We start from the raw sequence: 25,036 nt of genomic DNA on the forward strand, positions 1-25,036 counted from the left end.
GCGATGGCTCTCCTGGACTGGCGCTCGCCGAAGCATTTCAACCACTCCGGCGACTGCGCGTGCTCCCTCTGCGGCAAGTCCACCCCGCTCCGCTCCCACCAGGGCGAACCCGTCCACAAGGTGTGTGCGGAGGACTGGAACGACCGCCACCCCGACGACTCCTCACGCTTCTACTCCGACCCCCACGGGAAGGACAAGGGGGGCGACCACGCATGACCGACACCGCCACCTTGGCGGGTCTCGACTCGGCCACCCTCACCGACGTGCTGAGGGTGGCCGGTGCCGACGACTTCGACCGCTGGCACGAACAGATCCGGCGTACCGGCGGCTGCTCCGACCCGATCCGCCTCACTGGCGCCACCAAGACCATCGACCCGGCCACCAAGACCGTCCTGCACGCCTACACCACCGAGCACGAACCAGGCGGCACACTCCGGCTGGCCTGCGGGAACCGCCGTGCCTCGCGCTGCCCGTCCTGCGCCTGGACCTACGCCGGAGACACCTACCACCTGATCCGCGCCGGACTGGTCGGCGACCCGGCCAAGGGCACCCCGCACACCGTGCGCGACCACCCCCGCGTCTTCACCACCCTCACCGCACCCTCGTTCGGCCCGGTCCACAACCGCCCCGGCAACCGGCCCTGCCGCTGCGGCACCCACCACGAGGAAGACGCCCCGGAACTCGGCACCGCACTCGACCCGGCCACCTACGACTACACGGGTGCGGTGCTGTGGAACAACCACGCCTCCGAGCTGTGGCGCTACTTCACGATCTACCTCCGCCGGGAGATCGCCCGCCGCGCCGGACTCACGCAGAAGGATGCCCGCGAACAGTCCCGGCTCTCCTTCGGCAAGGTGGCCGAGTACCAGAAGCGCGGAGCCGTCCACTTCCACGCCGTGATCCGCTTCGACGGACCCGAAGGACCCGACTCCCCGCCCCCGGCCTGGGCCACCCTGGGACTGCTCACGAACGCCATCCACGCGGCGGCTGCCCGTGTCGCGGTCGACGTCCCGGCAGCCGGGGATCACCCCGCCCGGACGCTGCGGTGGGGCACTCAGCTCGACGTGCAGCCCATCGGCGCGTTCGGCCACGGGGAAGACCTCACCGAACAGGCCGTGGCCTCCTACGTCGCCAAGTACGCCACCAAGGCGGCCGAGACCACCGGCACCGTGGACCGCCGCGTCGGCAACAAGGAAGCGCTCATCCTCCTCGGCGTCCCCGACCACCCGCGTCGGCTCATCGAAGCCTGCCTTGACCTGCATGCCGCCTACCCAGGCCGCAAGCTCCTCGACTGGGCGCACATGCTCGGCTTCCGGGGCCACTTCTCCACCAAGTCCCGCCGCTACTCCACCACCCTTGGCGCCCTCCGACAGGTTCGGGCCGACTACCGCGCGGCCCAGCAACGCACCGCACTGGGCTTACCCGACCCCGACGACTATCCGGAGGCGACCACGCTCACCCTGGCCCACTGGACCTACGCAGGTCACGGACACACCCCCGGCGAATCCTGGCTCGCCGCCAACATCGCCCGCGACCTCAAGACCAACCGCGAGACCGCACGCGAAGCACTGGCAGACCTGGACGACTCCACCGAGGGGGACTGGTGACCATGGACCGACTCTTGACCGTTCAGCAGGTGGCCGAACTCCTCGGCACCACCGTTCGCTTTCCCCGACGACTGATCGAAGAACGGCGCATCGAGTTCGTCAAGGTTGGACGCCACGTGCGCATCCCCGTTCGGGCCCTGGAGGCGTTCGTGCGCGGGAACACCGTGGAACCGGTCGTCATGCGGCCGACGGGCTTCAGGAGGGCTGCCTAATGGCTGGCAAGCGCAAGTCGCGACGTGGCTTCGGCCGGGTGCGCAAGCTGCCGTCGGGGCGTTTCCAAGCGCGCTACCCGGGGCCTGATGGGGTGCTCCGCCCTGCTGATCGCACGTTCGCCACGATGACGGATGCCGGTCGCTGGCTCGATAAGAAGCGCATCGAGATTGATGAGGGGCGGTGGCTCGACCCTGCCGAAGGGCAGACGACCGTACGTGACTGGTCGGCGCGCTGGCTCGCTGCGGTGTCTCCGCAGCTCAAGCATAAGACGCAAGCCTCGTACCGGTCGCTAGTCAACTCGCTGATCAATCCCGCGCTCGGGGATCGGGAACTGTCGGGCCTGCGGCCGATCACTGTCGCCGAATGGGTCGGCTCGATGCGGACCCGGGGGCTGAGCGCTTCCCGCATTCGGCAGGCCTACCGAGTGCTCTCGCAGATCATGCGGGCGGCAGTCGAGAACGACATGATCCCGCAAACGCCATGCCGGGGCGTGCGGCTGCCCAGGATGCCGCAGACCGAGCCCCACATCCTGACCCCACTCGAAGCGTCCCGGATCGTGCGCAGTGCGACCAAGCCGCATGACCTGCTGATCGCGGTTCTTGCGTATGCGGGCCTGCGGGTCGGGGAGGCGTTCGCGCTCCGACGCTCGGACATCGACGTGTCCGGCGGCTTCGTGCTCGTGGATGAGAACCTGGCGGAAGCGAATGGCACGCTCGTCTTCGACACTCCCAAGTCCCATCAGAAGCGGTTCATCCGCCTCGGTCGCACTCTCGCCAAGCAGCTCGGCGCGTACCTGGAAACGTTGCCCGGTGGCGATGACGCGTTGCTGTTCACCACGCCAGGTGGCAAGCCCCTGCGCTACAACCAGTGGCGCAAGGCGTACTTCGACCCTGCTGTGTCGGCAGCCGGGCTCACCGACGTGACTCCGCATGATCTCCGGGCTTCGCACGGGACTTGGGTCGCTGACAAGTATGGTGTGATGACCGCTGCGCACCGGCTTGGCCACTCGAACGCAAGCGTCACGACCCGGCACTACGCCCGACCGGTTGCCGGTCGCGATGACCAGGTGGCTGAAGCGGCGGACTCCTGGCTTAGCGGGCACGATCATGAGCCGGGGGCACGTAGCGGGCACGATGACGATGACGACGGCTCCTCCGGGGCGCCCGTACACGCCTGACCTGCTGCGGGGCGCTCACTACCCTTGATCGGCGAGAGATCTTGAAAACCGTCGTGGCAGCGATGTCACCGTGGGTTCAAATCCCACACCCACCGCTGAAGAAGCTGAAGAACGGCCCCTGACCAGGTAGTTGGTCAGGGGCCGTTGTGCTGTGCCCGAGCAGAAGTGGGCACTACGCGCGCGTGCCCGGGGTCAGGCGGGCGGCCGAGGCGAGGGTGGAGCGGGCCTCGGTGAGGGTGAGGCCGGAGTGGAGGGCGGCTTCGGTGAGGGCGGGGGCGAGGGTTTCGCCGAGGCCGTTCTCGTAGGCCCGGCAGGCGGCCCAGAAGAGGCGGGTGTTGCGCTGGCCCTCCCGGGCGGTGCGGACGAATTCCACCAGGCCCTGGCCTTGGGCGTACGTACCGGACGACCGCGCCGTGGCCGGCGGGGGCCTTCGGGGGCGGCGGACCAGCAGGGCCAGGAGGGTGGGCGGGCAGGGGGCTGCCGGGAGGTGGGCGGTGCCGGGGGCCAGTCGGTAGATGCCGTGGGTGGTGAGGGAGCCGGGGCCGACCAGGTAGCCGCCGGTGCCGCGGATGTCGATGCCGGGGGCCAGGCGGCTCGCGGAGTTGGCGATGTCGGTGCCGGGCGGTCCGGTGAGCCAGAGGTGGCGGCCGCCCGAGGGGGTGAGGACGGTGACCGTGGGCGGGAGCGTGAAGTGGTGCTCGCGGCCCAGGCGTTCGAGGGAGGTGACGGGGTCGTCGCCGTGTTTGGTGTCGAGGTCGATGCCGATGAGGTGGTGCGGGGGGCGGCCGCAGGCGATGCCGTAGCCGGTGGCCCGGGGGGCCGCGGCGAACAGGGCGCGGACCACGGCCGGATCGGTCGAGGCGTCGTACACGCCGTGGCCGGGGAGGCCGCACTCGCCGCGGCAGGGCGGGTCGGCGGCGGCAGGGCCCCCGTCCTGGTGCGGGGAGCGCAGCGCCGGGAGTTTGGTGCGGGACAGGGGGATCACGGGGAGGCCGCGCTCCGCCGCGGAGAGGGCGTGCGCGAGGGCCAGGGTGGCGGTGAGCCGGTCTGGAGTGGCCATACTCCATAGTCGTACGAATGTTCGAACAAGGGAAGTGGGGAAAGTTGGCCGAAAATCTGCCGGAACGCTTCCTCGTATGGGGCTACTGGGTTTCGTGGGCTATTTGGCCCTGACCTTGCTGGTTTGGGGTGAGGTTGGGGGTTTATCGACAAAACCTCACGCTTGAGCGTGAATAAGGGCGTGGTGGGTGGTTCGCCGGGGATTCGGTGGGCAACTCTGGTGCTGCGACGTCGTCACCAGCACCGAGGCAGCCGGCCAACTTCCTCGGAACAAGCCGTAATTACAGTTCCTGGAGGAATTGACCATGCGTAATGCCCGTATCTTCGCCGCTGTTGCCGCTCTCCCCCTGGCCGCCGCCCTCTTCACGGGTGTCGCCACCGCTGACAACGGCTCCTTCGCGGACGACGGCTCCAACGCGGCTGTCGCCACGATCAACGGAAGCGGCGTGGGCGGTACGAACAACGGCAACTCCACCACCACCCAGCAGGTCGCCAACGGCGCCGGTGCTTCGAACCAGAGCAACAACGCCAGCGTGAACGGCTCCGGCTTCACGTCGATCAACCAGGGCAACGAGAACGTCGCGGTGAACTTCTCCGAGCTCTGGTAGTTCGCGCGACCCGCTAGGGGTCTGTGCTGCGGGGTGAACGACTGCCTGTACGGCGGTGCTTCGGCGCCGCCGTACAGGCATTTCTGCGTAGGGGCGGGGCTGGAGCGGTTCCGGGCGGGCGGCTGCCGCAGCTTCTGTCGGTGACCTTGACAGGGCCGCCGAATCTGACGGACAGTCAGAAACCTTGTTGCGTACGTTCACTCGTACGACTGGGCCGCGTACGTCTCCCCGTACGCCCGGGCAACCCGTCGGAGGACCCCGCCGTGCACCTCGCACCGACCGGGCGCCAGCAGCGGCTGCGCGCCGAACTCCGCTCGTACTTCCGTGATGTGATGCCGGGCGGAGTGCCCGAGGACCCCGACGGCCGGCGGGAACTGCTGCGGCGGATCGGCCGCGACGGGATGCTCGGGATCGGCTGGCCCAAGGAGTACGGGGGCCAGGGGCGCGGCCCCGACGAGCAGTTCGTCTTCTTCGACGAGGCGTACCGGGCGGGCGCACCCGTCTCGATGGTCACTCTGAACACCGTCGGCCCGACCCTGATGAAGTACGGCACCCAAGAGCAGCGGGACTACTTCCTGCCGAGGATCCTGCGCGGCGAACTCGTCTTCGCCATCGGGTACAGCGAGCCCTCGGCGGGCACCGACCTCGCCTCGCTGCGGACGCGGGCGGTGCGCACGGAGGGTGAGCGGCCGGGTGACTGGCTGATCGACGGGCAGAAGATCTTCACCAGCAACGCCCAGAACGCGGACTGGATCTGGCTCGCCTGCCGGACGGACACCGAGGCCCCGAAGCACCAGGGAATATCGATCCTGCTGGTGCCGACGGACGCCCCCGGCTTCTCCTGGACGCCGATCGAGACGGTGGGCGGGCTGACCACCACGGCTACGTACTACGACGGGATCCGGGTGCCGGCCGGGAACCTCGTGGGGGAGGAGAACGGCGGCTGGGGGCTGATCACCAACCAGCTCAACCACGAGCGCGTCGCGCTGGCCGCGATCGGCATGCAGGCCGAGGACGCGTTCGCCGAGGCGCTTGAGCATGCCCGGACCGTGGACCCGGTATCAGGTGAAAGGCCAGGTGACAGGCCTTGGGTGCGGGCCCGGCTGGCCGAGGCGCACGCCCGGCTGGCGGCGGTGCGGCTGTTGAACTGGCGTCTGGTCGGGGACGTGGGGGCGGGGACGCTGGCGCCGGGGGACGCGAGCGGCGTGAAGTTCGTGGGCACCGAAAGCGCGGTCGCGGTCTACCAGTTGTGCCAGGAGGTCGTCGGTGACTCGGGGCTGGTGCGGGCCGGTTCGCCGGGGGTGTTCGGCGACGGCGAGCTGGAGCGGATGAACCGGGCCGCGCAGATCAACACCTTCGGGGGCGGGGTGAGCGAGGTGCAACGGGAGATCGTGGCGACGATGCGGCTCGGGATGCGGAGGGGGAAGCGGTGACGGGTGAGGCGAGGAACGCGGTGGGCGAAAAATTGGTTACGGAAAGTGACGGGATCGGGGAGCAGGGGGGCTTCCTCGCCCGTTTGAAAAGGTACGAGGGGCAGGCGGCGGCCACCTCGGCAGTGGGCAAGGACCTGGTCAACGAGCCGATGATCAGGCACTGGTGCGAAGCGATGGGAGACACCAGTCCGGCATACGAAGGGCCGGACGCGATAGCTCCGCCGACCATGCTCCAAGCCTGGACGATGGGCGGATTGTCCGGGCACGGGCCGGGCGTGGGCCGCGCGTCGGCGTACGACGAACTGTTGGCCCTGCTGGACGGCGCGGGGTGCACCTCGGTGGTCGCCACCGACTGCGAGCAGGAGTACGTACGGGACTTGCGGCCCGGTGAGCGGATCACCTTCGACGCGGTGATCGAGTCGGTCTCGGGGCGCAAGACGACCAAGTTGGGCGCCGGGCACTTCGTCACGACGCGGATGGAGGTGTACGGCGACGGGAAGCCGGCGGGGACGCACCGCTTCCGGATCCTCAAGTACGCCCCCGCCGCGAAGGGCGGCCGGGCTGCCACGAGCAGAACTCAACAGGGTGTCGCGGACAGGGACCAGGCGGCGCTGCGGCCCCGGCCGGTGGTCAACCGGGACAACGCGGGCTTCTGGGAAGGGGTTTCCGCACACCGGCTGCTGATCCAGCGGTGCACGGACGAGAAGTGCGGGACGCTGCGCTTCCCGTGGCTGCCCGGGTGCAACGCGTGCGGCTCGGCCGGGTGGGACACGGTCGAGGCAAGTGGCGAGGGGACCGTCTTCTCGTACGTGGTGATGCACTACCCGGCCTTCCCCGCCTTCGACCCGCCGTACGCGGTGGCGCTGATCGAGCTGGCGGAGGGCGTGCGGATGCTCGGCAACGTGGTCGGGGTGCCGCACGACGAGGTGCGGATCGGGATGCGGGTGCGGGCGGAGTTCCAGCGGTTCGACGCGGAGCTGGAGCTTGCGGTGTTCCGTGTCGAGGGTGAGGGGTGAGGGGCGGCATGGACTTCACTCCGAGCGAGGAGCAGGAGGCCGCGCGGGACCTGGCGGCGCGGATCTTCGGCGATCTTTCGACGCACGAGCGGCTGACGGCGGCCGGGACCGGCACGGACACCGAACTGTGGAAGCGGCTGGGCGAGGCCGGACTGCTCGAAGCGGTCGAGGAGGTCGGTCTGCTGGGACTCGTACTGCTGTTGGAGGAGCAGGGGAGGACCACCGCGCAGGTGCCGTTCGCGGCCACGAGTGTGTACGGACTGCTCGCACTGAGTGCGTACGGGACCGAAAAACAGCGGGAGTTGCTGCTTCCCGGACTCCGAAACGGGTCCGCGGTGGCCGTAGGTGCCTTTTCAGCCACCGGCGCGGGGTCCGTACGGGCGGAAACCGGGGCGGAGGGCGGTGCGGAGTCGGACGTGTGTGCGTTGTCGGGGACCGTTCCGGTGGTGCCGTGGCTGCGTGAAGCTACCCATGTGGTGGTGCCGGACGCGGACCGGGCGTTGTGGGTCGTACGTACGGGAGACGCGGGCGTCGGTGTCGAGCCGGTCGAAACCACCGCGCCCTGGGCGGCCGGGCGGCTCACGCTCACCGGTGCTCGGGGCGAGCGGCTCGGCGGGCCGGGTCCGGCGGCGTACGAGCGGGTGAGGGGGGCGGCGCGGATCGCCTTCGCCGGGCTCCAGGCCGGGGTGTGCGCGGGGTCGGTGGCGCGGGCCGCCGAGTACACCTCGGAGCGGGAGCAGTTCGGGCGTCCGCTGTCGACGAAGCAGGGCGTCCAGCTGCGGGCGGCGGAGGCGCACATGGACACCGAGGCGATCCGGGTCACGGCGTACGAGGCGGCCTGGCGGTACGACGAGGCTCTTCCCTGGGGGACGCACGCGTTGACCGCCGCCTGGTGGGCTTCGGAGGCGGGCCGGCGAGTGGTGCACGCCGGGCAGCATCTGCACGGCGGGACGGGGGCCGACCTGGAGCACCCGGTGCACCGGCACTTCCTGTGGGGGCGGCAGATCGACGCGTATCTGGGGGGTTCGGGACAAGTGATGGAAGAACTCGGTGAGTTGCTCGTGAAGGAGGGGAGCGAGGGATGAGGGCCGGTGAGGAACTGCCGCCGCTGGAGATCGCGGTGACCCGCACCTTGATCGTTGCCGGGGCGATCGCCTCCCGGGACTACCAGGACGTGCACCACGATGCTCAGGCCGCACGGGAGAAGGGTTCGCCGGACATCTTCATGAACATCCTGACGACCAACGGCCTGGTCGGAAGGTACGTGACCGACAGCCTCGGCCCCGGGGCGCGGCTGCGCGCGGTGAGGATCAGGCTCGGGGCGCCCAACTACCCGGGGGACACGATGGTGCTGCGCGGCACGGTGGAAGCGGTCGACGGGGCGACGGGCGCCGCCGAGATCCGGATCGTCGGGGCCAACGGCATCGGGAACCACGTCACCGGCACGGTGAAGGTCGCCTTCGAGGCCGGGGCCGAAGGCGAGTCCGCTGCCGCAGGGGTCTCCCTCCAGGACGGGGATCCGGCATGAGTGTGCGCAGGGCAGACACGCTCGGCGGGAAGGCGGCCATCGCGGGCATCGGGGCGACCGAGTTCTCCAAGGACTCCGGGCGCAGCGAGCTGAAGCTGGCGGTGGAGGCGGTGCACGCCGCACTCGACGACGCCGGGCTCGCCCCGTCCGACGTCGACGGCATGGTCACCTTCACCATGGACACCAGCCCGGAGATCACCGTTGCCCAGGCGGCGGGCATCGGCGAGCTGTCCTTCTTCTCCCGGATCCACTACGGGGGCGGTGCGGCGTGTGCGACGGTGCAGCAGGCGGCGCTGGCGGTGGCGTCCGGGGTGGCCGAAGTGGTGGTCTGCTACCGGGCGTTCAACGAGAGGTCGGGGCGCAGGTTCGGTTCCGGGGTACAGCGGCGGGAGCCCTCGGCGGAGGGGGCGGCGCTGGGCTGGGCGCTGCCGGTCGGGCTGTTGACGCCCGCGTCGTGGGTGGCGATGGCGGCGCAGCGCTATCTGCACGCGTACGGGCTGACCCCGGAGGCGTTCGGGCACGTCGCGGTGACCGACCGGCGGCATGCGGCGCGCAATCCGGCCGCGTACTTCTACCGGAAGCCGATCACGCTGGCCGAGCACGCCGCCTCGCGCTGGATAGTGGAGCCGCTGCGGCTGCTCGACTGCTGTCAGGAGACCGACGGCGGGCAGGCGATCGTGGTGACGACGGCCGAGCGCGCCCGGGACCTCGCGCAGCCGCCCGCGGTGATCGTCGCCGCCGCTCAGGGCGCCGGGCGCGGGCAGGAGCAGATGACCGGCTTCTACCGGGACGACCTCACCGGGCTGCCGGAAATGGGTCTGGTGGCTCGGCAGTTGTGGCGTACGTCGGGGCTGTCGCCGAGTGAGGTCGACGTGGGGATCATCTACGACCACTTCACGCCGTTCGTGCTGATGCAGCTGGAGGAGTTCGGGTTCTGCGAACCGGGTGAGGCAGCGGACTTCGTGGCCGAGGACGTGCTGCCGCTCAACACGCACGGGGGGCAGCTCGGGGAGGCGTATCTGCACGGGATGAACGGGATCGCGGAGGGCGTCCGGCAGATCCGGGGCACTTCGGTCAATCAGGTGCCGGGCGCCACGCGGACGTTGGTGACGGCGGGGACCGGAGTACCCACATCCGGGTTGATCCTGGGGGCGGATGGCTGACCGTCCCGGCGTGCGTCGTGGACTCGGGTGAAGAATGACCGTTAGCTCAGCGTATGTACCGAATGAGATTTTCTGCGTATGTACGAAAATGGTCTCCCGGCCGGGCCCTCGGGCTCGCGGGGGCGCTGGTCGCCGTGTGCACCGCGCTGGTGATGCCCGCCGAGGCCTCGTCCGGGGACGCCCGGCCCCCGGCGGCGGGCCCTCCGGCGGCCGGTGCCACCGACGTCTCGGCCACCGACCTCTCGGCCACCGACCTCTCGGCCGCCGGACCGGCCGGGGGAGGGGCCGGTGCCGGGCGGGCCAGGCCCGTGCACTTCAACGGCTGGGCCTTCGACACCTGTGAAGCCCCGTCGCTCGCCACCATGAGGGCCTGGCGGCGCGCCTCCGGGTACCGGGCCGTCGGCGTCTACTTCGGCGGGCGGGCACGCGGCTGTCCGCGCCAGAAGAACCTGAACAAGCAGTGGATCAAGCAGGTCGATCGGATGGGCTGGTTCCTGCTCCCGGTGTACGTCGGCTCCCAGTCGCCCTGCATGAAGGAGAACCACAAGCGCCGCTATGCCATCGGCGGCCGTCCGTGGCAGCAGGGCGTCGCCGAGGCGCGGGACGCGGTACGGCGGGCCAGGTGGCACGGGATGATCCCCGGCAGCACCCTCTACCTCGACATGGAGGGGTACGACATCGGGAACAAGCCCTGCGCGAAACGCACCCTGACCTTCGTACAGGGCTGGAACCGGGAGCTCCGCCGCCACCGCTACTTCCCCGGTTTCTACAGCTCCTCCTCGACGGGCGTGCGCCACATGGAGTGGGCGCGGCAGGTGCGGGCCGGTGACCTGCCGGCCGTCATCTGGTTCGCCCGCTGGGGCGTGCGGCCGTCGGTGCACCACGAGCCGTCCCTGCACCGGCGCGCCTGGACACCGCATCGCCGTATCCACCAGTACGCGGGCAACGTGCGCGAGACGCACGGCGGCCACCGGCTGAACATCGACCGCAACCGGGTCGACGCGCTGGTGGCCCGCACCTGGGAGTGAACCCCCGCGTGGCATCCCGGCCGCCTCGGCCGCCCCGACCCCGCCGCCCCGACCCCGCCGCCCCGACCCCGCCGCCCCGACCCCGATGCCCCGACCCTGATACCCCCCGGGCCCCCCTCCACCTTCAGGAGGTGGGGCTCGCCCCACCTCTACAACCTGAGGCGGACATGTCTTCGGGACCTGGGGCCGATCCATGGGGCAGCCGTCGCTTCTAGCGTGGAACACATGACCACGCCTGTCTGCACCAGCGCATCCAAGGCCGCTACCGGGCACGCCGGGCACGCCGCCTCCTTCACCGGATACCCGTCGTTCTCCAGCTACGTCCGGGCCCGCGGGCCCGTCCTGCTGCGTACCGCGCGCTCGCTGACCGCGAACGCGTGCGATGCCGAGGACCTGCTGCAGACCGCGCTCACCAAGACGTACGTCGCCTGGGAACGCATCGAGGACCACCGCGCCCTCGACGGCTACGTCCGCCGGGCACTGCTCAACACGCGCACCTCGCAGTGGCGCAAGCGCAAGGTCGACGAGTTCGCCTGCGAGGACCTGCCCGAGCCGAGCATCCCGGGGTCCACCGCCCCGCCCGCCCCTGACCCCGCCGATCAGCAGGTGCTGCACGACGCGATGTGGCGCGCGATCATGAAGCTCCCCGACCGGCAGCGCGCCATGGTCGTCCTCAGGTACTACGAGGACCTCAGCGAGGTGCAGACGGCCGAGGTGCTCGGTGTCTCCGTCGGTACGGTCAAGAGCGCCGTCTCCCGCGCGCTGGGCAAGCTCCGCGAGGACCCGGAGCTGATCCCGGCCCGCTGACCGGCGAAGATCCCGCTCCTTTTGGTTACTCCCAGGTAGTGACATACCGCCGGGTACGTGCGCAGAATCGGCCAGACACGCACTGGCGAGCGACGACCAGTGCCACGTGCCACATCGCGCGCCCACCGGGAGGACGCCGTGCTCAGTACCATGCAGGACGTATCGCTGACCGTGACCCGCATCCTGAAGCACGGGATGACCATCCATGGGAAGTCACAGGTCACGACGTGGACCGGTGAGGCCGAGCCGCAGCGCCGCAGCTTCGCCGAGGTCGGCGAGCGCGCCACCCGCCTCGCCAACGCCCTGCGCGACGAACTCGGTGTCGTGGGCGACCAGCGTGTCGCCACCCTCATGTGGAACAACAGCGAGCACGTCGAGGCGTACTTCGCGATCCCCTCCATGGGCGCGGTCCTGCACACCCTCAACCTGCGGCTTCCCGCCGAGCAGCTGATCTGGATCGTCAACCACGCCGCCGACCGCGTGGTGATGGTCAATGGCTCGCTACTCCCCCTCCTCGCCCCGCTCCTCCCCCACCTGCCCACCATCGAGCACGTGGTCGTGGCAGGTCCCGGCGACCGCTCGCTGCTGGCGGGCTGCACGCCCCGCGTCCACGAGTACGAGGAGCTGATCGCGGACCGCCCGACCACCTTCGACTGGCCGGACATCGACGAGCGCAGTGCCGCCGCCCTCTGCTACACCTCGGGCACCACCGGCGACCCCAAGGGCGTCGCGTACTCGCACCGCTCGATCTACTTGCACTCCATGCAGGTCAACATGGCCGAATCGATGGGCCTGACCGACAAGGACACCACCCTCGTCGTGGTCCCGCAGTTCCATGTGAACGCCTGGGGCCTGCCGCACGCCACCTTCATGACCGGCATCAACATGTTGATGCCCGACCGCTTCCTGCAGCCCGCCCCGCTCGCCGAGATGATCGAGCGCGAGCGCCCCACGCACGCCGCGGCCGTCCCCACCATCTGGCAGGGCCTGCTTGCCGAGGTCACCGCGAACCCGCGCGACCTCAGCTCGATGTCCCAGGTCACCATCGGCGGCGCGGCCTGCCCGCCGGCCCTGATGGAGGCGTACGACAGGCTCGGCGTCCGGCTCTGTCACGCCTGGGGCATGACCGAGACCTCCCCGCTGGGCACCATGGCGCACCCGCCCGCCGGGCTCACCGCCGAGCAGGAGTGGCCCTACCGCGTCACTCAGGGCCGCCTTCCGGCGAGCGTCGAGGCGCGGCTGTCCGGCCCGTCCGGCGAGGAACTGCCGTGGGACGGCGAGTCCGCCGGTGAGCTGGAGGTGCGCGGCCCGTGGATCGGCGGCTCGTACTACGGCGGCGCGGGCGGCGAGGACTTCCGCCCCGACGACAAGTTCAGCGAGGACGGCTGGCTGAAGACCGGCGACGTCGGCGTGATCAGCGCCGAAGGATTCCTCACGCTCACCGACCGGGCGAAGGACGTCATCAAGTCCGGTGGTGAGTGGATCTCCAGCGTCGACCTGGAGAACGCCCTGATGGCCCACCCCGAGGTCGCCGAGGCCGCGGTCGTGGCCGTTCCGGACGACAGGTGGGGCGAGCGCCCGCTGGCCACCGTCGTGCTCAAGGAGGGCGCCACGGCGAGCTATGCCGACCTGCGTGACTTCCTGGCCGGGTCGGTCGCCAAGTGGCAGCTGCCGGAGCGCTGGGCGCTGGTCCCGGCGGTGCCGAAGACGAGCGTCGGCAAGTTCGACAAGAAGGTGATCCGCAAGAGCTACGCGGACGGGGAGCTGGACGTCACCGAGCTGTAGGACGCCCTACGCAAGGGGCCGGGGCGGGGGGGGGGGGGGGGGAAAAACACCAACCCCCCCCCTCCGTTTTCCCCCCCCACCCACACCCCCCCCCCCCCCCCCCCCCCCCCCCCCCCCCCCCCCCCCCCCCCCCCCACCCCACCCCCCCCCCCCCCCCCCCCCCCCCCCCCCCCCCCCCCCCCCCACGCTCCTGGAGGCTGTTGCTGTCTCGCTGAGGGCGTTCTACGCCGGCGCTGCGGGCGTCTGGGCCGCAGTATCGACGAGGGCGTCGAGTTCTTCGTCGCTGAGCGCAACGAAAGCGGAGGCCGGAACGCGTGCGACATCCGCCTCGTAGCCGACCTGCCGGAGGCCCTGCTTGAGCGACCGGGCTTCGTACGGTGACAGGACGTACTTGCTCTCCAACCGATCGGCGAGCGCCGTGACTCGGTAGATCCACTCGTGGCCAACTTCATGCGCGGACATCGTCTCGTCCTTTCGCCCACGGTGATGAGCGCGCGGAGCACACCACCAGGTTCTGTTTCGTTCGTGGGTCGCGCCGGGCGCGGCCTCGCGGGGGAGGCCGCGCCGTGGGCGCAGCGGTGGGGGCCACTGCCCGGGTCAGCGTCAGCGGCGCCTGCGGAAGAACGAGCGTCGGGCGGGTCGCGGCCGTGTCGAGGGAGGCGTCTGCCCGGCCAGCTCGTAGACAGCGTCGTGGAGCTGAGGGTGGGACGGGAGGGCCCAGTGGCCGAGCGCCGTGTGGACTTCCTCCAGGGCGGTGCGGGGGTTCGTGCCCAGGAGCGTGCTGTAGGCGGCCGCGATGGCGGGGGTGCGCGAGCGTCCCGCGACGCAGTGGAGGAGGACTCGCTTGCCTTCCTGGCGGAGGCGGAGGACCTGTCGTGCCGCCTGGTCGACGACGTAGTGGAGGTTGGGGTTCTCGCCCTCCTTGTCGATGAGCCAAACGCGGACGTGCTCGGCGTCGATCTGGGGGAAGACCGGTGACTGCCCGACGCGGCACAGAGAGACGACCGCGTCGACCGGCGGTTGGCCGACGTACTCGGTCAGGGGAAGGTTCCCGAGGCGGACGCCGGGGTCGGCGGGGTGGTATACGACGAAGGCTTTTCCGGCGTAGGCCGGGATCTTGACCCGTGGGGCCGAGGGCCAGCCGTCCGCGTCGTCCAGGCCCTTGCGAGCGGTCAGGACGGCCAGGCGGACGAGTTCGGCGCCGCGCAGCTTGGGCCAGCCGTTCACAGCCTGCTGCCAGGCGAGCGGGATGGCCGAGACGCCCCAGCGGGCGCCCAGGAGGGCGCCCGCGATCGCGGCCACGGTGTCCGTGTCGTTGCCCGCCCGGACGGCCGCCTCGGTGGCGAGCTGGAAGTGCTGGGCGGGGAACGACCCGCGTTCCGGTGCCAGCTCGGGAACCGGGGTGCGGGTGATGGCGGACCACGCGGCCTGGAGGGCGGTGACGACGTACCCGTTGCGCGCCCAGTGGTGCGGCGGGTTCTCCTCGGCCTCGTCCAGCCTCGCGTGCCAGATCTCCTGCCGGTGCCCGGGGAGCAGCGTGATGCCCTCGCGAACGCCGTCAAAGGTTCCCTCCAGCACGGCGGTCCGAATGCCGGAGCACCAAAGGATGCACGCCTCGATGCACTCGGGGTCACTGTGGGTGAGGGAGCTGACCACGGTGGCGGCCCGGACCATCCCCTCGACATCGTCCAGGTAGGCGAGGGCGACGATGCCGGTCCTCATGAGGGATCCGTTGCCCGCGCTGAACTCGGTCCGGGTGGTGTAGGCGTCGGCTTCCGCCAGCATGGCCTGTGCGGGCGTGCCCGTCCTGTGCCTCTTGGCGGCGCCGAGCACGGTCCGGGTCTGGTTGCCGATGTCGCTCGCGCCCCCGTCACGCCACTGGTGGAAGTTGCGGGCGATCTGGTCGAGCGCGCTCGGGCTGGTGAGGTCGGCGCCGGTGGATGCCACGGCGGCGATGCACACGTGCATCTGGGTGTCGTCGGAGTACTCGCCGGGCTCGTAGGGGCCCAGGCCTCCACCGATCATGGCGGGCCGCTCGTCAGCGCGCAGTCGGCGGGAGAACTCGTAGGGGACGCCCAGGGCGTCACCGCATGCGGCGCCGAGAAGGACGCCGGCGGCCCGGTCGGTGGCGGGGGCGCTCAGCGGGTGGGCCGTCCCGGTCAGGGGGGCGGTTTCGATGTCAACGAGCTTGCTCTGCACGGGTGTTCTCCCGACGTCATGTCCTGCGTGCGTGGTCTGAGGAAGGCGGACGCGGGGAGCGCGGCGTCAACTCGCCCGGCGCTCAAACCCGCTGTCGCTACGTCAGAGTGACACGGTCAACCCGATCTCGTCAACACGACGATTAGCGTTGCGTATTTCTCTTTCAATGTGTACTTTGGTTGCTGTCGGAGGCGCCCCGAACCGTCCGGGTGGCGCGCTCCGTTCCCCCATCTCCAGCCCGCGCCCTGGATGCCACCGGTTCTCGGCCTGGCACCGAAGTAGGCGTTGAATCAAGGGAGTTACTTCATGAACAAGGCCCAGCTCATCGAAGCGATCGCGGACAAGATGGGCGGTCGCCAGCAGGCCACCGACGCCGTCGAGCACGTCCTCGACGCCATCGTCCGCGCCGTCGTCGCCGGAGACCGGGTGTCCGTCACCGGATTCGGCTCGTTCGAGAAGGTCGACCGTCCGGCCCGCTACGCCCGCAACCCCCAGACCGGCGAGCGGGTGCGGGTCAAGAAGACCTCCGTCCCTCGCTTCCGGCCCGGGCAGGGCTTCAAGGACCTGGTCAGCGGTACCAAGAAGCTCCCCAAGGGCGGCGAGACCTCCGTGAGGAAGGCCGCCAAGGGAAGTCTCACCGGCGGCGGCGCTGAGGCGAAGGAGGCCAAGAAGGCCGCACCGCAGTCCCTCGCCAAGACCGCCGCCTAGAAGTCGTTCGCTGAACCGTCACCGGGGCTTTGCCCCGGTCCCGTTCGACGGCCGGGCGCCGCTGCGCCCGGCCGAACTGGAGAGACCTGATGAGATACCTCGTGATCGACGGCGCTCGCGTCGTCTCCGCCCATCCGAACCTGCCCTCGGCCCGTTCAACGGAGGCGCAGGGGCCAGGGCAGAGCACCGAGCCCGGCCCGCTGCTGGACGGTGAACCGGCGTGGTGGGAGCGGACGCGAAGTAACGCCGATGCGAGGGAGCTCGGCATCCTCCGGACGGACGCGACCGAGCTCGGCATCCGCTTCGAACTGCGCGCCTGCCAGGCGCCGGCGGGCTCCTGCCGCCACGCGCCCTGCGGCACCTACACCACGTGGGCTGTGAGCCGCTGGTATGGGCTCCTCAGCGAGTTCGCCTCGTACGTGCCCCTGTCGTGGATCTGGGCCGGCCACCGCGACGGCGACCCCCGGGGCGATGTCCCGCGATTCCTCGCCGAGGGGCAAGCCCTCGTCGACCGTCTGGCGGCAGACATGCGGGCACCGCTGCGGGCCGTCCAAGAGCCGCCGGCCGACGCCCGGACACTGGACGAGCGGGCGCAGGCCGCTCACGCCCTGGTGGTGCGGTTCTTGGCGAGGCACTTCGGTCCCGCCCCCAGTCCGCAGACCGTCACGGTCTGTCCGGTCATTCACGGCCAGGACCTGCATCTGAGGCTGAGCCCCACCGTTTCGGGGGACCGGCCCATTTGCGGCACCGCCTTGTCCGGCTGTGGAGCCGATAGCACCAGCACCGAGTCGGACGCGCGCCCCTGTGACCGGTGCTTCGGGCGTATCCCCATCGTCCCGCCTCCAGTCCTCACCGCCGCCGAGCACGCGGCGTGGACCGCGTACATCGATCGGTCCGGCTCGTAGCCGGCGGATCCAGGAAGGAGTCAACCTCGTGTCCGAGGCGCCGTCCGTTCTTGCCGGCCCGTCCAAGCAGCAGGCGCTGCGCCTGCTGCGGCGCAGGTCCTTCACCGCCGGCTACCTGGAGCAAGTGATCGACCTTGCCGTACGAGAGGTGGTCCGCAGCCAGTTCGACGAACCCGACGAGCGCGAAGCGGCCCTGATCCATCAGCGGCTGACCCGCTACGCCGCGAACGGGCGGCCCGGCTCCACCGAGCTCGCCCGCGCCATGCTGGACGTCAAGCACGCCCTGGACTTGGTGCGGCACGATCACTACCGGGCTTCCGCCATTCCCGAGAGCGGACTCGACACAGCCGTCTCCGCAGAACAGTTGCTCGAGCTGGTCGCCGAAGCCGGCCGGGATCGTGTGCTCGCGGTGCAGGGAGGAGCAACCCTGGTCGTTCTCGCGGAGGACGAGGTATCCAGCGCCGTCTACCGTCCCGTGTCCGCCGAACAGGCGAAGGCACTCCGGCAAGCGGCACGCAGCACGAAGGAGGAGGCGATCCGCCTGCACGAGGGAGCAGTTGAGGCGCTGAGCCCGCACGTGCGCATGGCCGACTGGAGCAAGGACGACGGATACGGAGTCGCGGTCGACGTAGTGCGCAACGAAGTGTCGGTGCAGTGGTGGCCGGCCGCGGTGCCCGAGTCCCTGGAGCTGTGGGAGCAGGGAGGAATCCGGCAGCTCTGTGCGGCGCTGCTCTCGGCCCGGTTCACCGTGTCCGACGGCAATGAGCGGACATCCCACGCCGTGATGTTGCGTATTTAGCTTTCAATGTGTACTGTGCTCTTGTCTGGTTGGCCAGCACCAGCACCTCTTCCCTCACAGCCCGTACGCCGGCCCTCGCCGGTGCCGTGAGGGCAGCCGCCAGGCCACTGCACCGCTGCGTGGCGAATCCCGCAGCCCTCCAATTCACCGCCCCGGGCCGCCTAAGCCCACCTCGAACTGGGAGACCGCCATGGGCCTGAACACCCCCCAACCACGCCGGACACCGCCCCTCGACTCGCTCAGGGAGCTGGCGCCGGGCGCCGAGCTCGTCAAGGTCCGCGCCAACCCGCGCAACTGGAGCCAGGCCGAGCTCCTCGCCGCGTACACGTGGCCGCAGCACCAGGGCGAGCGCCTGGTCCCCCTCGACCACGGCACCTACGCGGACGACTCGCACGACACCGCTCTGACCATCGGCGAGTTCCTCAGCCGGTACCGGCAGCTCCCCGTCGTGCGGCGGCTCCAAGCCAGCGACGCCGCCCACACCTTCCTGGTCGAGCTCGACCGCCCCTCCTGGGAGCTCTCCGGCGGTGATTCCCAGTGAGCGCCCCCGCGATCCCCGCATCGTGCGCGCACCGCCCCACCCATGGCGGCCTGGTCGTCCCGTACATCTCGTTCGAGCACAACGGCCTGCCGGTCTTCGGCGGGCTCGACCCGGCCAAGCGTGCCCGTGCCTTCGAGAACGGCCTGTGCCAGATCTGCGAACGACCTCTGGAGCGGTGGTTCTACGTGCTGGTCCGCCCGCAGGACGTAAGCGTCGGGCACGCGCCGGAACCGGGACTCCACCCGCCGTGCCTGATGTATTCGGAGGAGGCGTGCCCAATGCTCAACGGCACCCGAGCCACCTACCGTCCGGGCGGCGTCATCTCCCGGCATCCGGCGGGCCGTCCGTGCGATGACCCGGCCTGTTCCTGCCCCGCGACGGCCCCCGCCGCGGAATCCCTGGTGCGCGCCGGGCGCAAGGCCGACGACTGGGACGCCTGGATGCTCTCGGCGGACCAGTACGAGCTGCACCGTGACGCCCAGGGCGCGGCCGTGGCCATCCGGCTCCCTTCCAACCCGAAGCGCATCCGCCGCGTGCGGGTCTCCCCCGAGCGCAAGCGCGCCCTCGCCCTGGTCGCGGCGCTCCTGGATCTGGGCGTGTAGCCCCTCCTCCCTCCCCTCCCCTTCCACGCCGGGCGGGCCCGCCACCGGCCCCCGGTTCTGCAACCGACGAGGATGACCGTGCTCGCTGAACGTTTCCGCCCCTCCGACATCGAGACCCTGGTGCGCATCGCCGGCACCCTGGCTTTCTCACCGGCCGCCGCCGAACTGCCCGCGCCGTACCGTGAACTCGCCCAGCGTGTTCACGCCGAGATCATCGCCGAGGCCGCCGGCGGCGGGTCCCGAGCCGTCTCCGCAGTCCTTGGACCTCGCCCGGGCCAGCAGGTCTGGATGCTGCGCATCTGGACCCGTCACGAGGACACCACGGCGCCCTACGCGACGGAAGGCGCTGCCCTCGCGGAGCTCGCCAGGCACGTGCGCGGCAGCTGGGCCAACGTGGGCGGGCAGGGTGACGTGCCCGACGAGCCCCCGGCCGACGACGGCGAGGCGATCGACCTGTACTACGGCCCCGACGGCGACGCGGTGCCCGAACAGGGCTTCGAGCTGTACTGCGAGGAGATCGTGCAGGCGCAGCGCTCTCGGATGGTTCCCCTGGACTTCGCATTCCCCGACGCCGTGACAGCCGAGGGCCTCAACCGCCGCGCGGTCTTCTACGCCGCTGATGACGACGGACCGCAGTGCATCGAGGTGACCGGTGTGCTCGTCTTTGGTTATCTGGACGCCAAGGACGGCGTGGTGAGGGTGTCGGTCCACCTCGACAGCGCCGACTCCAATCACGTCGTCCGGCCGGACGGTACCGTGCCGCTGCGCGTCGTCGTCGAGGACACCGTCGTCTTCGACGACAGCAACCACCACGCTCCGCATCCCCCAGTGCTGGAGCAGCTCCTGGACGCCGCCGACCCGGAGCAGCAGGCCGTGATCTCCTCGGTGGCTCTCTCGGCGGGGCTGATGTGGAGCTGCCCGAGCTGCGAGTGGCCCAACCCGCGGGCGACGGAGCGGTGCGAAGGTCCCGACTGCGGACGCACGTTCAAGGGGGCGGCGATCGGTTCGCCAGCAACAGCACTCGCCCCGGCGTCGGCGCTCGCGCTGGAGGGGCCGCGATGACCACCCAGGCGTACCCGCCGGCGCCCAAGCACCTCCGTGCCGCATGCGCCCACCCTGATGGGCACCTCACGTCGCAAGGCAGCCGTACGACCCTCCAGGCCTACCTGGACGACGGCCTGGTCTACCGCAACGACGCCGACGGCTTCCGGCTGCCGGCGGAGTTGGCCCAAGCGCAGGGCGCCGGGCCGTACGTCATCACCGGCGCCGGGCGGCGGTCGATCCTGAACGACTCCCAGCTGACCGCCGTCGACTCCGCCGACGAGGACGGCGCGCTGCGGAACGTCAGCTGGCCCACCGCCGCCGCACTCGCCCGGCTCACCCTCGTCGAGTACCGAGACGCCGACGGCATCCCGCAGCCCACCGACGGCGACGACGGCCGCACCGGCCCGAAGCACCGGCCCTACCTCACCGCCGCGGGCCTCGACGCCGCACGCGCCGCGAAGCCCCAGACCTGACTCCTTCCCTCCTCCGGCGGGTACGGCGCCTGGCCGTGCCCGCCCCCTTCCTCACAGGTGCGCCGATGACTTCCCTCACCCTGTTCGATCCCGACCTCGACGAAGCCGGCCCCACGACGTCGTCATCCGGCGGGCTGGCCCCGGCCGAGGTCGCCTCGACCGCGGCTCTGGAGTCCTTCCGCGCGGCGAAGCACAAGTCGCTCAACTTCGGTCTCGGTGTCGACTCGACGGCGCTGACCCTGGCGATCATCAACGATCCGACCGCCTTCGGGATCGCCGAGGACTTCTCCGACTTCTCGATCGTGACGGCGATGACCGGATTCGAGTTTCCCGACACGATCGCCGACGTGGAGAACCACGTCCTGCCGCTGCTGCGGGAGAAGGGCATTCGATACACGCAGGTCGCCCGGGCCGGACGGCCGGACTCGGCAGGCGTCGAAGTGCTCTCCGACACCACGAACCCCGGGAAGGTGTTCAGCCGGGGTCCGTGGACGCTCATGGACGAGATGGAGGAGAACGGCACGGTTCCCCAGTACGCCGGTGGGCATGCGTGCAGCCAGAAGCACAAGGCTTTCCCGATCGAACGCCTCCAGCTCCAGCGGTCGGGCGGGCAGACCGTCGGCAAGCTCTTCGGCTACAACGCGGACGAGTACAAGCGCGCGGCCAAGGCCAACAAGTTCCAGGCCCGGCGCAACAAGAAGGCCGGCTACGAGACCTTCGCCCTTGACTACCCCTTGCTCCGGCTCGGCTGGGGCCGCGAGGACGTGCAGGGCTACGTCAAGGACCGCCTCGGGGTTGACATGGCCAAATCATACTGTCCGGTATGTCCCTTTTCTGGGGTGTGTTCGCCTCAGCTGGACCACCTGAAGCGGCTGCGGAAGTACCCCGACCTCGCGGCGCGGGTGCTGCGCCTGGAGTACGTGGCCATGGCCCTGAACGACAACATGTCCCTCTACAAGGAGGACACCCTGTTCAGGCGGGTCACCGACGACCAGAACGCCGAGGCGCTCGGCCAGTTCAACGCCCGGCTGGACGAGGAGACCTGGGCGGTCTACAGGCTGCGACGCGCCTACACCCCCGGCCGGCGGCCCGAGTGCAAGACCGCTCACGGTGACCGCTGCGCCAAGCCCGAGTGCCGCGACAGCAGCATCAAGGGCACCGTCTATCGGTCCGTGGAGACCGTCCGCACCGGCAGCCGCACCGAAGCGGGCGCCTTTCTGCGCAACGCCGCCACGGCCCTCGACCGTCCGGTCGAGCACTCCACGAAGGCTCACGGGGTCGGCATCGACCGCGTCCACACCCGCGTCCGCCCGGACTCCAAGACCTACGGCACGGTCGAGGACTTCTACGTGACCGCCCCGGCCGGCGTCCAGGACAAGGCCCGCGACGGCTTCGCCGATGTCTGGGCCGCGATGACCGCCGGCCAGTAGACCCCAGCTCCCTGCGAGGAGAGATGACCACCCGCACCCTGTCCCCTGCCGCCTACGACAAGCTCACTGCAACGGTCACGCGTGACACCGGCGACCGGCGCACGGCCGCCCTCTGGAGCCACGCCGCGGCCCTCTCCCGGCACGCCCACGACCACGGCCTGGCCCCGGCCGACGACCGCCCGCCGGGCCCGGACGGCCTGCTGAAGTCCCTGGAGAGCCTCGCCAGCTGCCACCCCGCTCTTGCCCCGCTCGCCGATCCGGCCGTACTGCCGCTGTGGGAGCAGCCGCTCGGCTCCGGCGCCTGGGCCGCCATCGAGGAGTTCTGGGACCGGCACCCCGCTCTGGAGGATGAGCACCGCGTAGACGGCTACGCGCTGGGCGACGCCTACCAGCTGCTGTCCGAGGAGGCCCGCAAGGGGCGCGCCCTGTGCCAGACGCCGCCCTGGGTCGCCCGCCTCCTGCTGCGCCTGTCACTGGAGCCCGCCATGGAGGAGTGGGGGCCGGCCGACGTCCGGATGATCGACCCCGCCTGCGGGACCGGGCACATCGCCGTCGCCGCATTCCACATGGTTCGCGTCCCGCCGCTCCGCGGCCGCGGGTCGCATCCGGGCTGGGGCGGGCCGCAGGCCGTCGAGCGGGCGCTGGCATCGGTGTCGGGGGTGGACCTCGACGGGTACGCCGCAGCGCTGACCGCCTACCGGCTCCTGGCGTGCTCGGCGTCCGTCCTCGGCGTGCGCCTGGACCAGATCCCGGCGTCGTTTCCCGTCAACGTGGCCGCCGCCGACTCCCTGCTGGACCGCACCGAGCCCCTGCTCGCCGCCAGCACCTACCACGCGTGCGTGGCCAACCCCCCGTACATCACCCCGAAGGACCCCGCCGTCCGCGACCAGGTCCGCGCCGCGTACCCGCAGGTGGCGGCCGGCAAGTACTCGCTGGCCCTGCCCTTCACCGCGCTGATGCTCGAGCACCTCGCCGTCCCGGGCGGCTTCGTGGCGCAGCTCACCGCGAACTCGTTCATGAAACGGGAGTTCGGTCGCCGGTACGTCACGGAGTTCCTTCCCCGCTTCGACGCGCGGTGGATCATCGACACCTCCGGCGCCTACATCCCCGGCCACGGAACGCCGACCTGCATCCTCGTGCACCGGGCCCGCCCGCCGGTCGGCGACACAGTCACGGTGATCCGGGGCAACCGCGGAGAGCCCCACGTCCCGGAGGATCCCGCGCGGGGACTGGTCTGGCGAGCGATCGAGGACGCCGTCGACAGCCGGCTTGCCTGGGACCGGTTCCGAGCAGGTGCCGACCGCGCACGGCGCGTGTGAGGCCACCCCTCAGGGGATGTTGTGTATCGGGCTTTCAATATGTAGAGTCGTTTCCAGGTCAGGCCAACGCCTCGCCTCACACGATCACTTGACGAGCGCCGTTCCGAGCGTCGCGCCGTCTCACCGCATCCGGGGACTGATACAGATGAAGCGGAACAAGCCGCTCATAAAGCGCCGCAAGTTCGGAACGCAAAGCGAGCGACGGAGGCCGTACCGCTGGCAGAAGGGCGCCACCGCCGTCTGGGCACTGGCGGTGTCCCAGGCATTCGCCGGGGCCGATCGGACAGTTCTCGACATGACCGGGGCAGTGCCCGCCGGAGACGACGAGTCAGCGCCCGATAGCCCCCGGTACGGTTCTCGGCTTCGCTGGCGCCTCGACCGGGACGGCCAGAGCCAGTTCGTCTACGGCAAGCTGATCTGGCGCCGCTACCAGAGCGAGAGCCAGGCGGCCTACAGGAAGCGCGTCGCCGACTCCTTCCGCCTATCTCTCCCCACTTCTACGGACGTCTACCACGTGTTCGTCGCCGAGCGGCCGGTATGCAGCCGCGGGACACGGTGCCCGCTCACGCAGCACTGGTACACGGCCATCGAGGCCGACCTCTCGACGCATCGGCCGGACCAATGCCCGATGGGCGTGCTGAACGACGGCCCGCCGTGGCGCCTGATCGGCCGGACCGTCGCTGACGGCCGCCACATCTACTGACGTCCCTCGGCACAGCGCTCCGGGCCGTCCGGGCAGCTCCCCCGCTCCGGTCGGCCCGGCCCCGGCCCGAATCCCGCCCACGCCCCAGCGTGACCGAGCCCGCCGTTGAGGATCCCTCCGGCGGCCCACAGCCAGAGGCGACGTACTGCGCCTCGCATCACCCCCAGGAGCCTCCATGGGTACCACTCGCACGCGCCTGCCCGGCATCACCCTCCGGGACGTGGCGCCCACCGACGCCGACGCCGTCATGCGGCTCCTCGCCGACGTGAATCCCGACGATCCCGACGCGTTCGAGGATGTCCGGCCGAACCTGTCCCTGCCGCAGGAAGGGCCCCTCTCCCACTTCCGGGCCCTGATGGTCGTGGCCGAGAGCGATGAAGGCGAGACGCTCGGGGTCCTCATTGGAGGCGCTCCGCTGTGGCTCTTCGACCATCCCGGGATCGACGTGCCGCTGGCGCACCTTCTCGCGCAACGAATCGCGATCATCACCGCTGTTGCCGTGGATGCCGAGCAGCGCGGGCGTGGCATCGGGGCCGAGCTCATCCGGCATTCCGTACGCCGCTTTACGCGCGCCGGTTACGGACTGCTGACCCTCAACTGCTTTCCGGGACTGGAAAACTACTACCGCGGTCTCGGCTTCTCCGTCATGAACGACCTCAGCGTGGCCCTCGGCCCCCTGAGCGCGGTCGGGCACCGATGGGGCGACACCCGGGTGGCTGCCCGGCTCCTGGACCGATACACGTCCTTCGTCGACGTCCCAGGCCTCGCCTCCCCGGTCGTTTCGGGCATCCTTCCCCACACGCGGATGTCCCGTGGCACGTACTTCGACGGGGAGCAGTTCCACGTCTGAACCGAGCACGGCCCGGGGCCCTGCCCTCCCGGGCCGCAG

At 70.6% G+C, this 25,036-nt stretch carries 26 protein-coding genes and 1 pseudogene; 24 read left to right on the forward strand and 3 right to left on the reverse strand.

What is annotated here, in order from left to right:
• Positions 1-3 precede the first annotated feature (3 nt).
• Genes ACZ5PB_RS11455 through ACZ5PB_RS11470 form a run of 4 tightly spaced genes read left to right on the forward strand, consistent with a single transcriptional unit; the run spans position 4 to position 2,997 of the window.
• Positions 4-216 carry a hypothetical protein gene (locus tag ACZ5PB_RS11455; RefSeq protein ID WP_468689984.1) on the forward strand — a complete coding sequence of 71 codons (213 nt, stop codon included), beginning with the start codon at positions 4-6 and terminating at the stop codon, positions 214-216.
• Positions 213-1,607 carry a replication initiator protein RepSA gene (repSA, locus tag ACZ5PB_RS11460; protein ID WP_468689985.1) on the forward strand — a complete coding sequence of 465 codons (1,395 nt, stop codon included), beginning with the start codon at positions 213-215 and terminating at the stop codon, positions 1,605-1,607. Before ACZ5PB_RS11455 ends, repSA begins: the two co-directional genes overlap by 4 nt.
• A 2-nt stretch (positions 1,608-1,609) precedes the next feature.
• Entirely contained in the window at positions 1,610-1,819 is a 210-nt protein-coding gene (locus tag ACZ5PB_RS11465; RefSeq protein ID WP_468690286.1) for an excisionase family DNA-binding protein, read from the forward strand.
• Positions 1,819-2,997, forward strand: coding sequence for a tyrosine-type recombinase/integrase (locus ACZ5PB_RS11470; RefSeq protein ID WP_468689987.1), 1,179 nt, complete (start codon positions 1,819-1,821; stop codon positions 2,995-2,997). The genes ACZ5PB_RS11465 and ACZ5PB_RS11470 overlap by 1 nt, the downstream gene beginning before the upstream one ends.
• Positions 2,998-3,169: 172 nt before the next feature.
• On the opposite strand, the gene ACZ5PB_RS11475 is transcribed toward ACZ5PB_RS11470, so the two are convergent.
• Positions 3,170-4,057, reverse strand: a complete 888-nt coding sequence (locus tag ACZ5PB_RS11475; RefSeq protein ID WP_468689989.1) for a bifunctional DNA primase/polymerase — start codon at positions 4,055-4,057, stop codon at positions 3,170-3,172.
• Between the two features lie 304 nt (positions 4,058-4,361).
• Here ACZ5PB_RS11475 and ACZ5PB_RS11480 point away from each other — a divergent pair, with 304 nt between their 5' ends.
• The 9 genes from ACZ5PB_RS11480 (at position 4,362) to ACZ5PB_RS11520 (ending at position 13,424) form a co-directional block, all read left to right on the forward strand.
• Positions 4,362-4,664, forward strand: coding sequence for a hypothetical protein (locus tag ACZ5PB_RS11480; protein WP_468689991.1), 303 nt, complete (start codon positions 4,362-4,364; stop codon positions 4,662-4,664).
• Positions 4,665-4,927: 263 nt separating this feature from the next.
• Positions 4,928-6,097: an acyl-CoA dehydrogenase family protein gene (locus ACZ5PB_RS11485; protein WP_468689993.1), complete on the forward strand. Its 1,170-nt coding sequence runs from the start codon at positions 4,928-4,930 to the stop codon at positions 6,095-6,097.
• Positions 6,098-6,129: 32 nt separating this feature from the next.
• On the forward strand, positions 6,130-7,113 hold the full coding sequence (locus tag ACZ5PB_RS11490; RefSeq protein WP_468689995.1) for a bifunctional MaoC family dehydratase N-terminal/OB-fold nucleic acid binding domain-containing protein: 984 nt from the start codon (positions 6,130-6,132) through the stop codon (positions 7,111-7,113).
• 8 nt (positions 7,114-7,121) lie between these two features.
• Entirely contained in the window at positions 7,122-8,198 is a 1,077-nt protein-coding gene (locus tag ACZ5PB_RS11495; RefSeq protein WP_468689997.1) for an acyl-CoA dehydrogenase family protein, read from the forward strand.
• The gene (locus ACZ5PB_RS11500) at positions 8,195-8,641 is read left to right on the forward strand and encodes a MaoC family dehydratase (RefSeq protein ID WP_468689999.1); all 447 of its coding nucleotides are present in this window, start codon (positions 8,195-8,197) and stop codon (positions 8,639-8,641) included. Before ACZ5PB_RS11495 ends, ACZ5PB_RS11500 begins: the two co-directional genes overlap by 4 nt.
• The gene (locus ACZ5PB_RS11505) at positions 8,638-9,804 is read left to right on the forward strand and encodes a lipid-transfer protein (protein WP_468690001.1); all 1,167 of its coding nucleotides are present in this window, start codon (positions 8,638-8,640) and stop codon (positions 9,802-9,804) included. The genes ACZ5PB_RS11500 and ACZ5PB_RS11505 overlap by 4 nt, the downstream gene beginning before the upstream one ends.
• Before the next feature lie 62 nt (positions 9,805-9,866).
• Positions 9,867-10,832, forward strand: coding sequence for a DUF1906 domain-containing protein (locus tag ACZ5PB_RS11510; protein ID WP_468690003.1), 966 nt, complete (start codon positions 9,867-9,869; stop codon positions 10,830-10,832).
• A 225-nt stretch (positions 10,833-11,057) separates the two neighbouring features.
• Complete coding sequence (locus tag ACZ5PB_RS11515) at positions 11,058-11,639, forward strand: SigE family RNA polymerase sigma factor (RefSeq protein ID WP_468690005.1); 582 nt, start codon at positions 11,058-11,060, stop codon at positions 11,637-11,639.
• A gap of 138 nt (positions 11,640-11,777) precedes the next feature.
• Positions 11,778-13,424 (forward strand): long-chain fatty acid--CoA ligase, encoded by a 1,647-nt coding sequence (locus tag ACZ5PB_RS11520; protein ID WP_468690007.1) that lies wholly within the window; start codon positions 11,778-11,780, stop codon positions 13,422-13,424.
• 222 nt (positions 13,425-13,646) lie between these two features.
• Here the strand turns inward: ACZ5PB_RS11520 and ACZ5PB_RS11525 are convergent, their stop codons facing one another.
• Both ACZ5PB_RS11525 and ACZ5PB_RS11530 read right to left on the reverse strand, forming a co-directional pair.
• The gene (locus ACZ5PB_RS11525; protein WP_468690009.1) at positions 13,647-13,886 is read right to left on the reverse strand and encodes a hypothetical protein; all 240 of its coding nucleotides are present in this window, start codon (positions 13,884-13,886) and stop codon (positions 13,647-13,649) included.
• A gap of 141 nt (positions 13,887-14,027) precedes the next feature.
• Positions 14,028-15,623 carry an ADP-ribosylglycohydrolase family protein gene (locus tag ACZ5PB_RS11530; RefSeq protein ID WP_468690011.1) on the reverse strand — a complete coding sequence of 532 codons (1,596 nt, stop codon included), beginning with the start codon at positions 15,621-15,623 and terminating at the stop codon, positions 14,028-14,030.
• A gap of 306 nt (positions 15,624-15,929) precedes the next feature.
• On the opposite strand from ACZ5PB_RS11530, the pseudogene ACZ5PB_RS11535 reads away from it, so the two are divergent.
• From ACZ5PB_RS11535 to ACZ5PB_RS11585, 11 genes and pseudogenes are all read left to right on the forward strand, one after another.
• Positions 15,930-16,328, forward strand: a pseudogene (locus tag ACZ5PB_RS11535) (HU family DNA-binding protein); the annotation flags it as partial.
• 92 nt (positions 16,329-16,420) lie between these two features.
• Positions 16,421-17,236 carry a hypothetical protein gene (locus ACZ5PB_RS11540; RefSeq protein WP_468690013.1) on the forward strand — a complete coding sequence of 272 codons (816 nt, stop codon included), beginning with the start codon at positions 16,421-16,423 and terminating at the stop codon, positions 17,234-17,236.
• A gap of 28 nt (positions 17,237-17,264) precedes the next feature.
• Positions 17,265-18,035, forward strand: a complete 771-nt coding sequence (locus tag ACZ5PB_RS11545) for a hypothetical protein (protein ID WP_468690015.1) — start codon at positions 17,265-17,267, stop codon at positions 18,033-18,035.
• Between the two features lie 190 nt (positions 18,036-18,225).
• Entirely contained in the window at positions 18,226-18,576 is a 351-nt protein-coding gene (locus ACZ5PB_RS11550; RefSeq protein WP_468690016.1) for a hypothetical protein, read from the forward strand.
• On the forward strand, positions 18,573-19,178 hold the full coding sequence (locus ACZ5PB_RS11555; protein ID WP_468690018.1) for a hypothetical protein: 606 nt from the start codon (positions 18,573-18,575) through the stop codon (positions 19,176-19,178). The genes ACZ5PB_RS11550 and ACZ5PB_RS11555 overlap by 4 nt, the downstream gene beginning before the upstream one ends.
• A gap of 72 nt (positions 19,179-19,250) precedes the next feature.
• The gene (locus tag ACZ5PB_RS11560; protein ID WP_468690020.1) at positions 19,251-20,240 is read left to right on the forward strand and encodes a hypothetical protein; all 990 of its coding nucleotides are present in this window, start codon (positions 19,251-19,253) and stop codon (positions 20,238-20,240) included.
• Positions 20,237-20,695: a hypothetical protein gene (locus ACZ5PB_RS11565; RefSeq protein ID WP_468690022.1), complete on the forward strand. Its 459-nt coding sequence runs from the start codon at positions 20,237-20,239 to the stop codon at positions 20,693-20,695. Before ACZ5PB_RS11560 ends, ACZ5PB_RS11565 begins: the two co-directional genes overlap by 4 nt.
• A 65-nt stretch (positions 20,696-20,760) precedes the next feature.
• On the forward strand, positions 20,761-22,125 hold the full coding sequence (locus ACZ5PB_RS11570; RefSeq protein WP_468690023.1) for a hypothetical protein: 1,365 nt from the start codon (positions 20,761-20,763) through the stop codon (positions 22,123-22,125).
• Positions 22,126-22,148: 23 nt separating this feature from the next.
• Positions 22,149-23,444: an Eco57I restriction-modification methylase domain-containing protein gene (locus ACZ5PB_RS11575; RefSeq protein WP_468690024.1), complete on the forward strand. Its 1,296-nt coding sequence runs from the start codon at positions 22,149-22,151 to the stop codon at positions 23,442-23,444.
• A 145-nt stretch (positions 23,445-23,589) separates the two neighbouring features.
• Positions 23,590-24,147 (forward strand): hypothetical protein, encoded by a 558-nt coding sequence (locus tag ACZ5PB_RS11580; protein WP_468690026.1) that lies wholly within the window; start codon positions 23,590-23,592, stop codon positions 24,145-24,147.
• 175 nt (positions 24,148-24,322) lie between these two features.
• A complete protein-coding gene (locus ACZ5PB_RS11585; RefSeq protein WP_468690028.1) occupies positions 24,323-24,997 on the forward strand; it encodes a GNAT family N-acetyltransferase in 675 nt (224 codons plus the stop codon).
• Positions 24,998-25,036: the final 39 nt, after the last annotated feature.

The organism is Streptomyces sp. NPDC032721 (genome assembly GCF_055579625.1).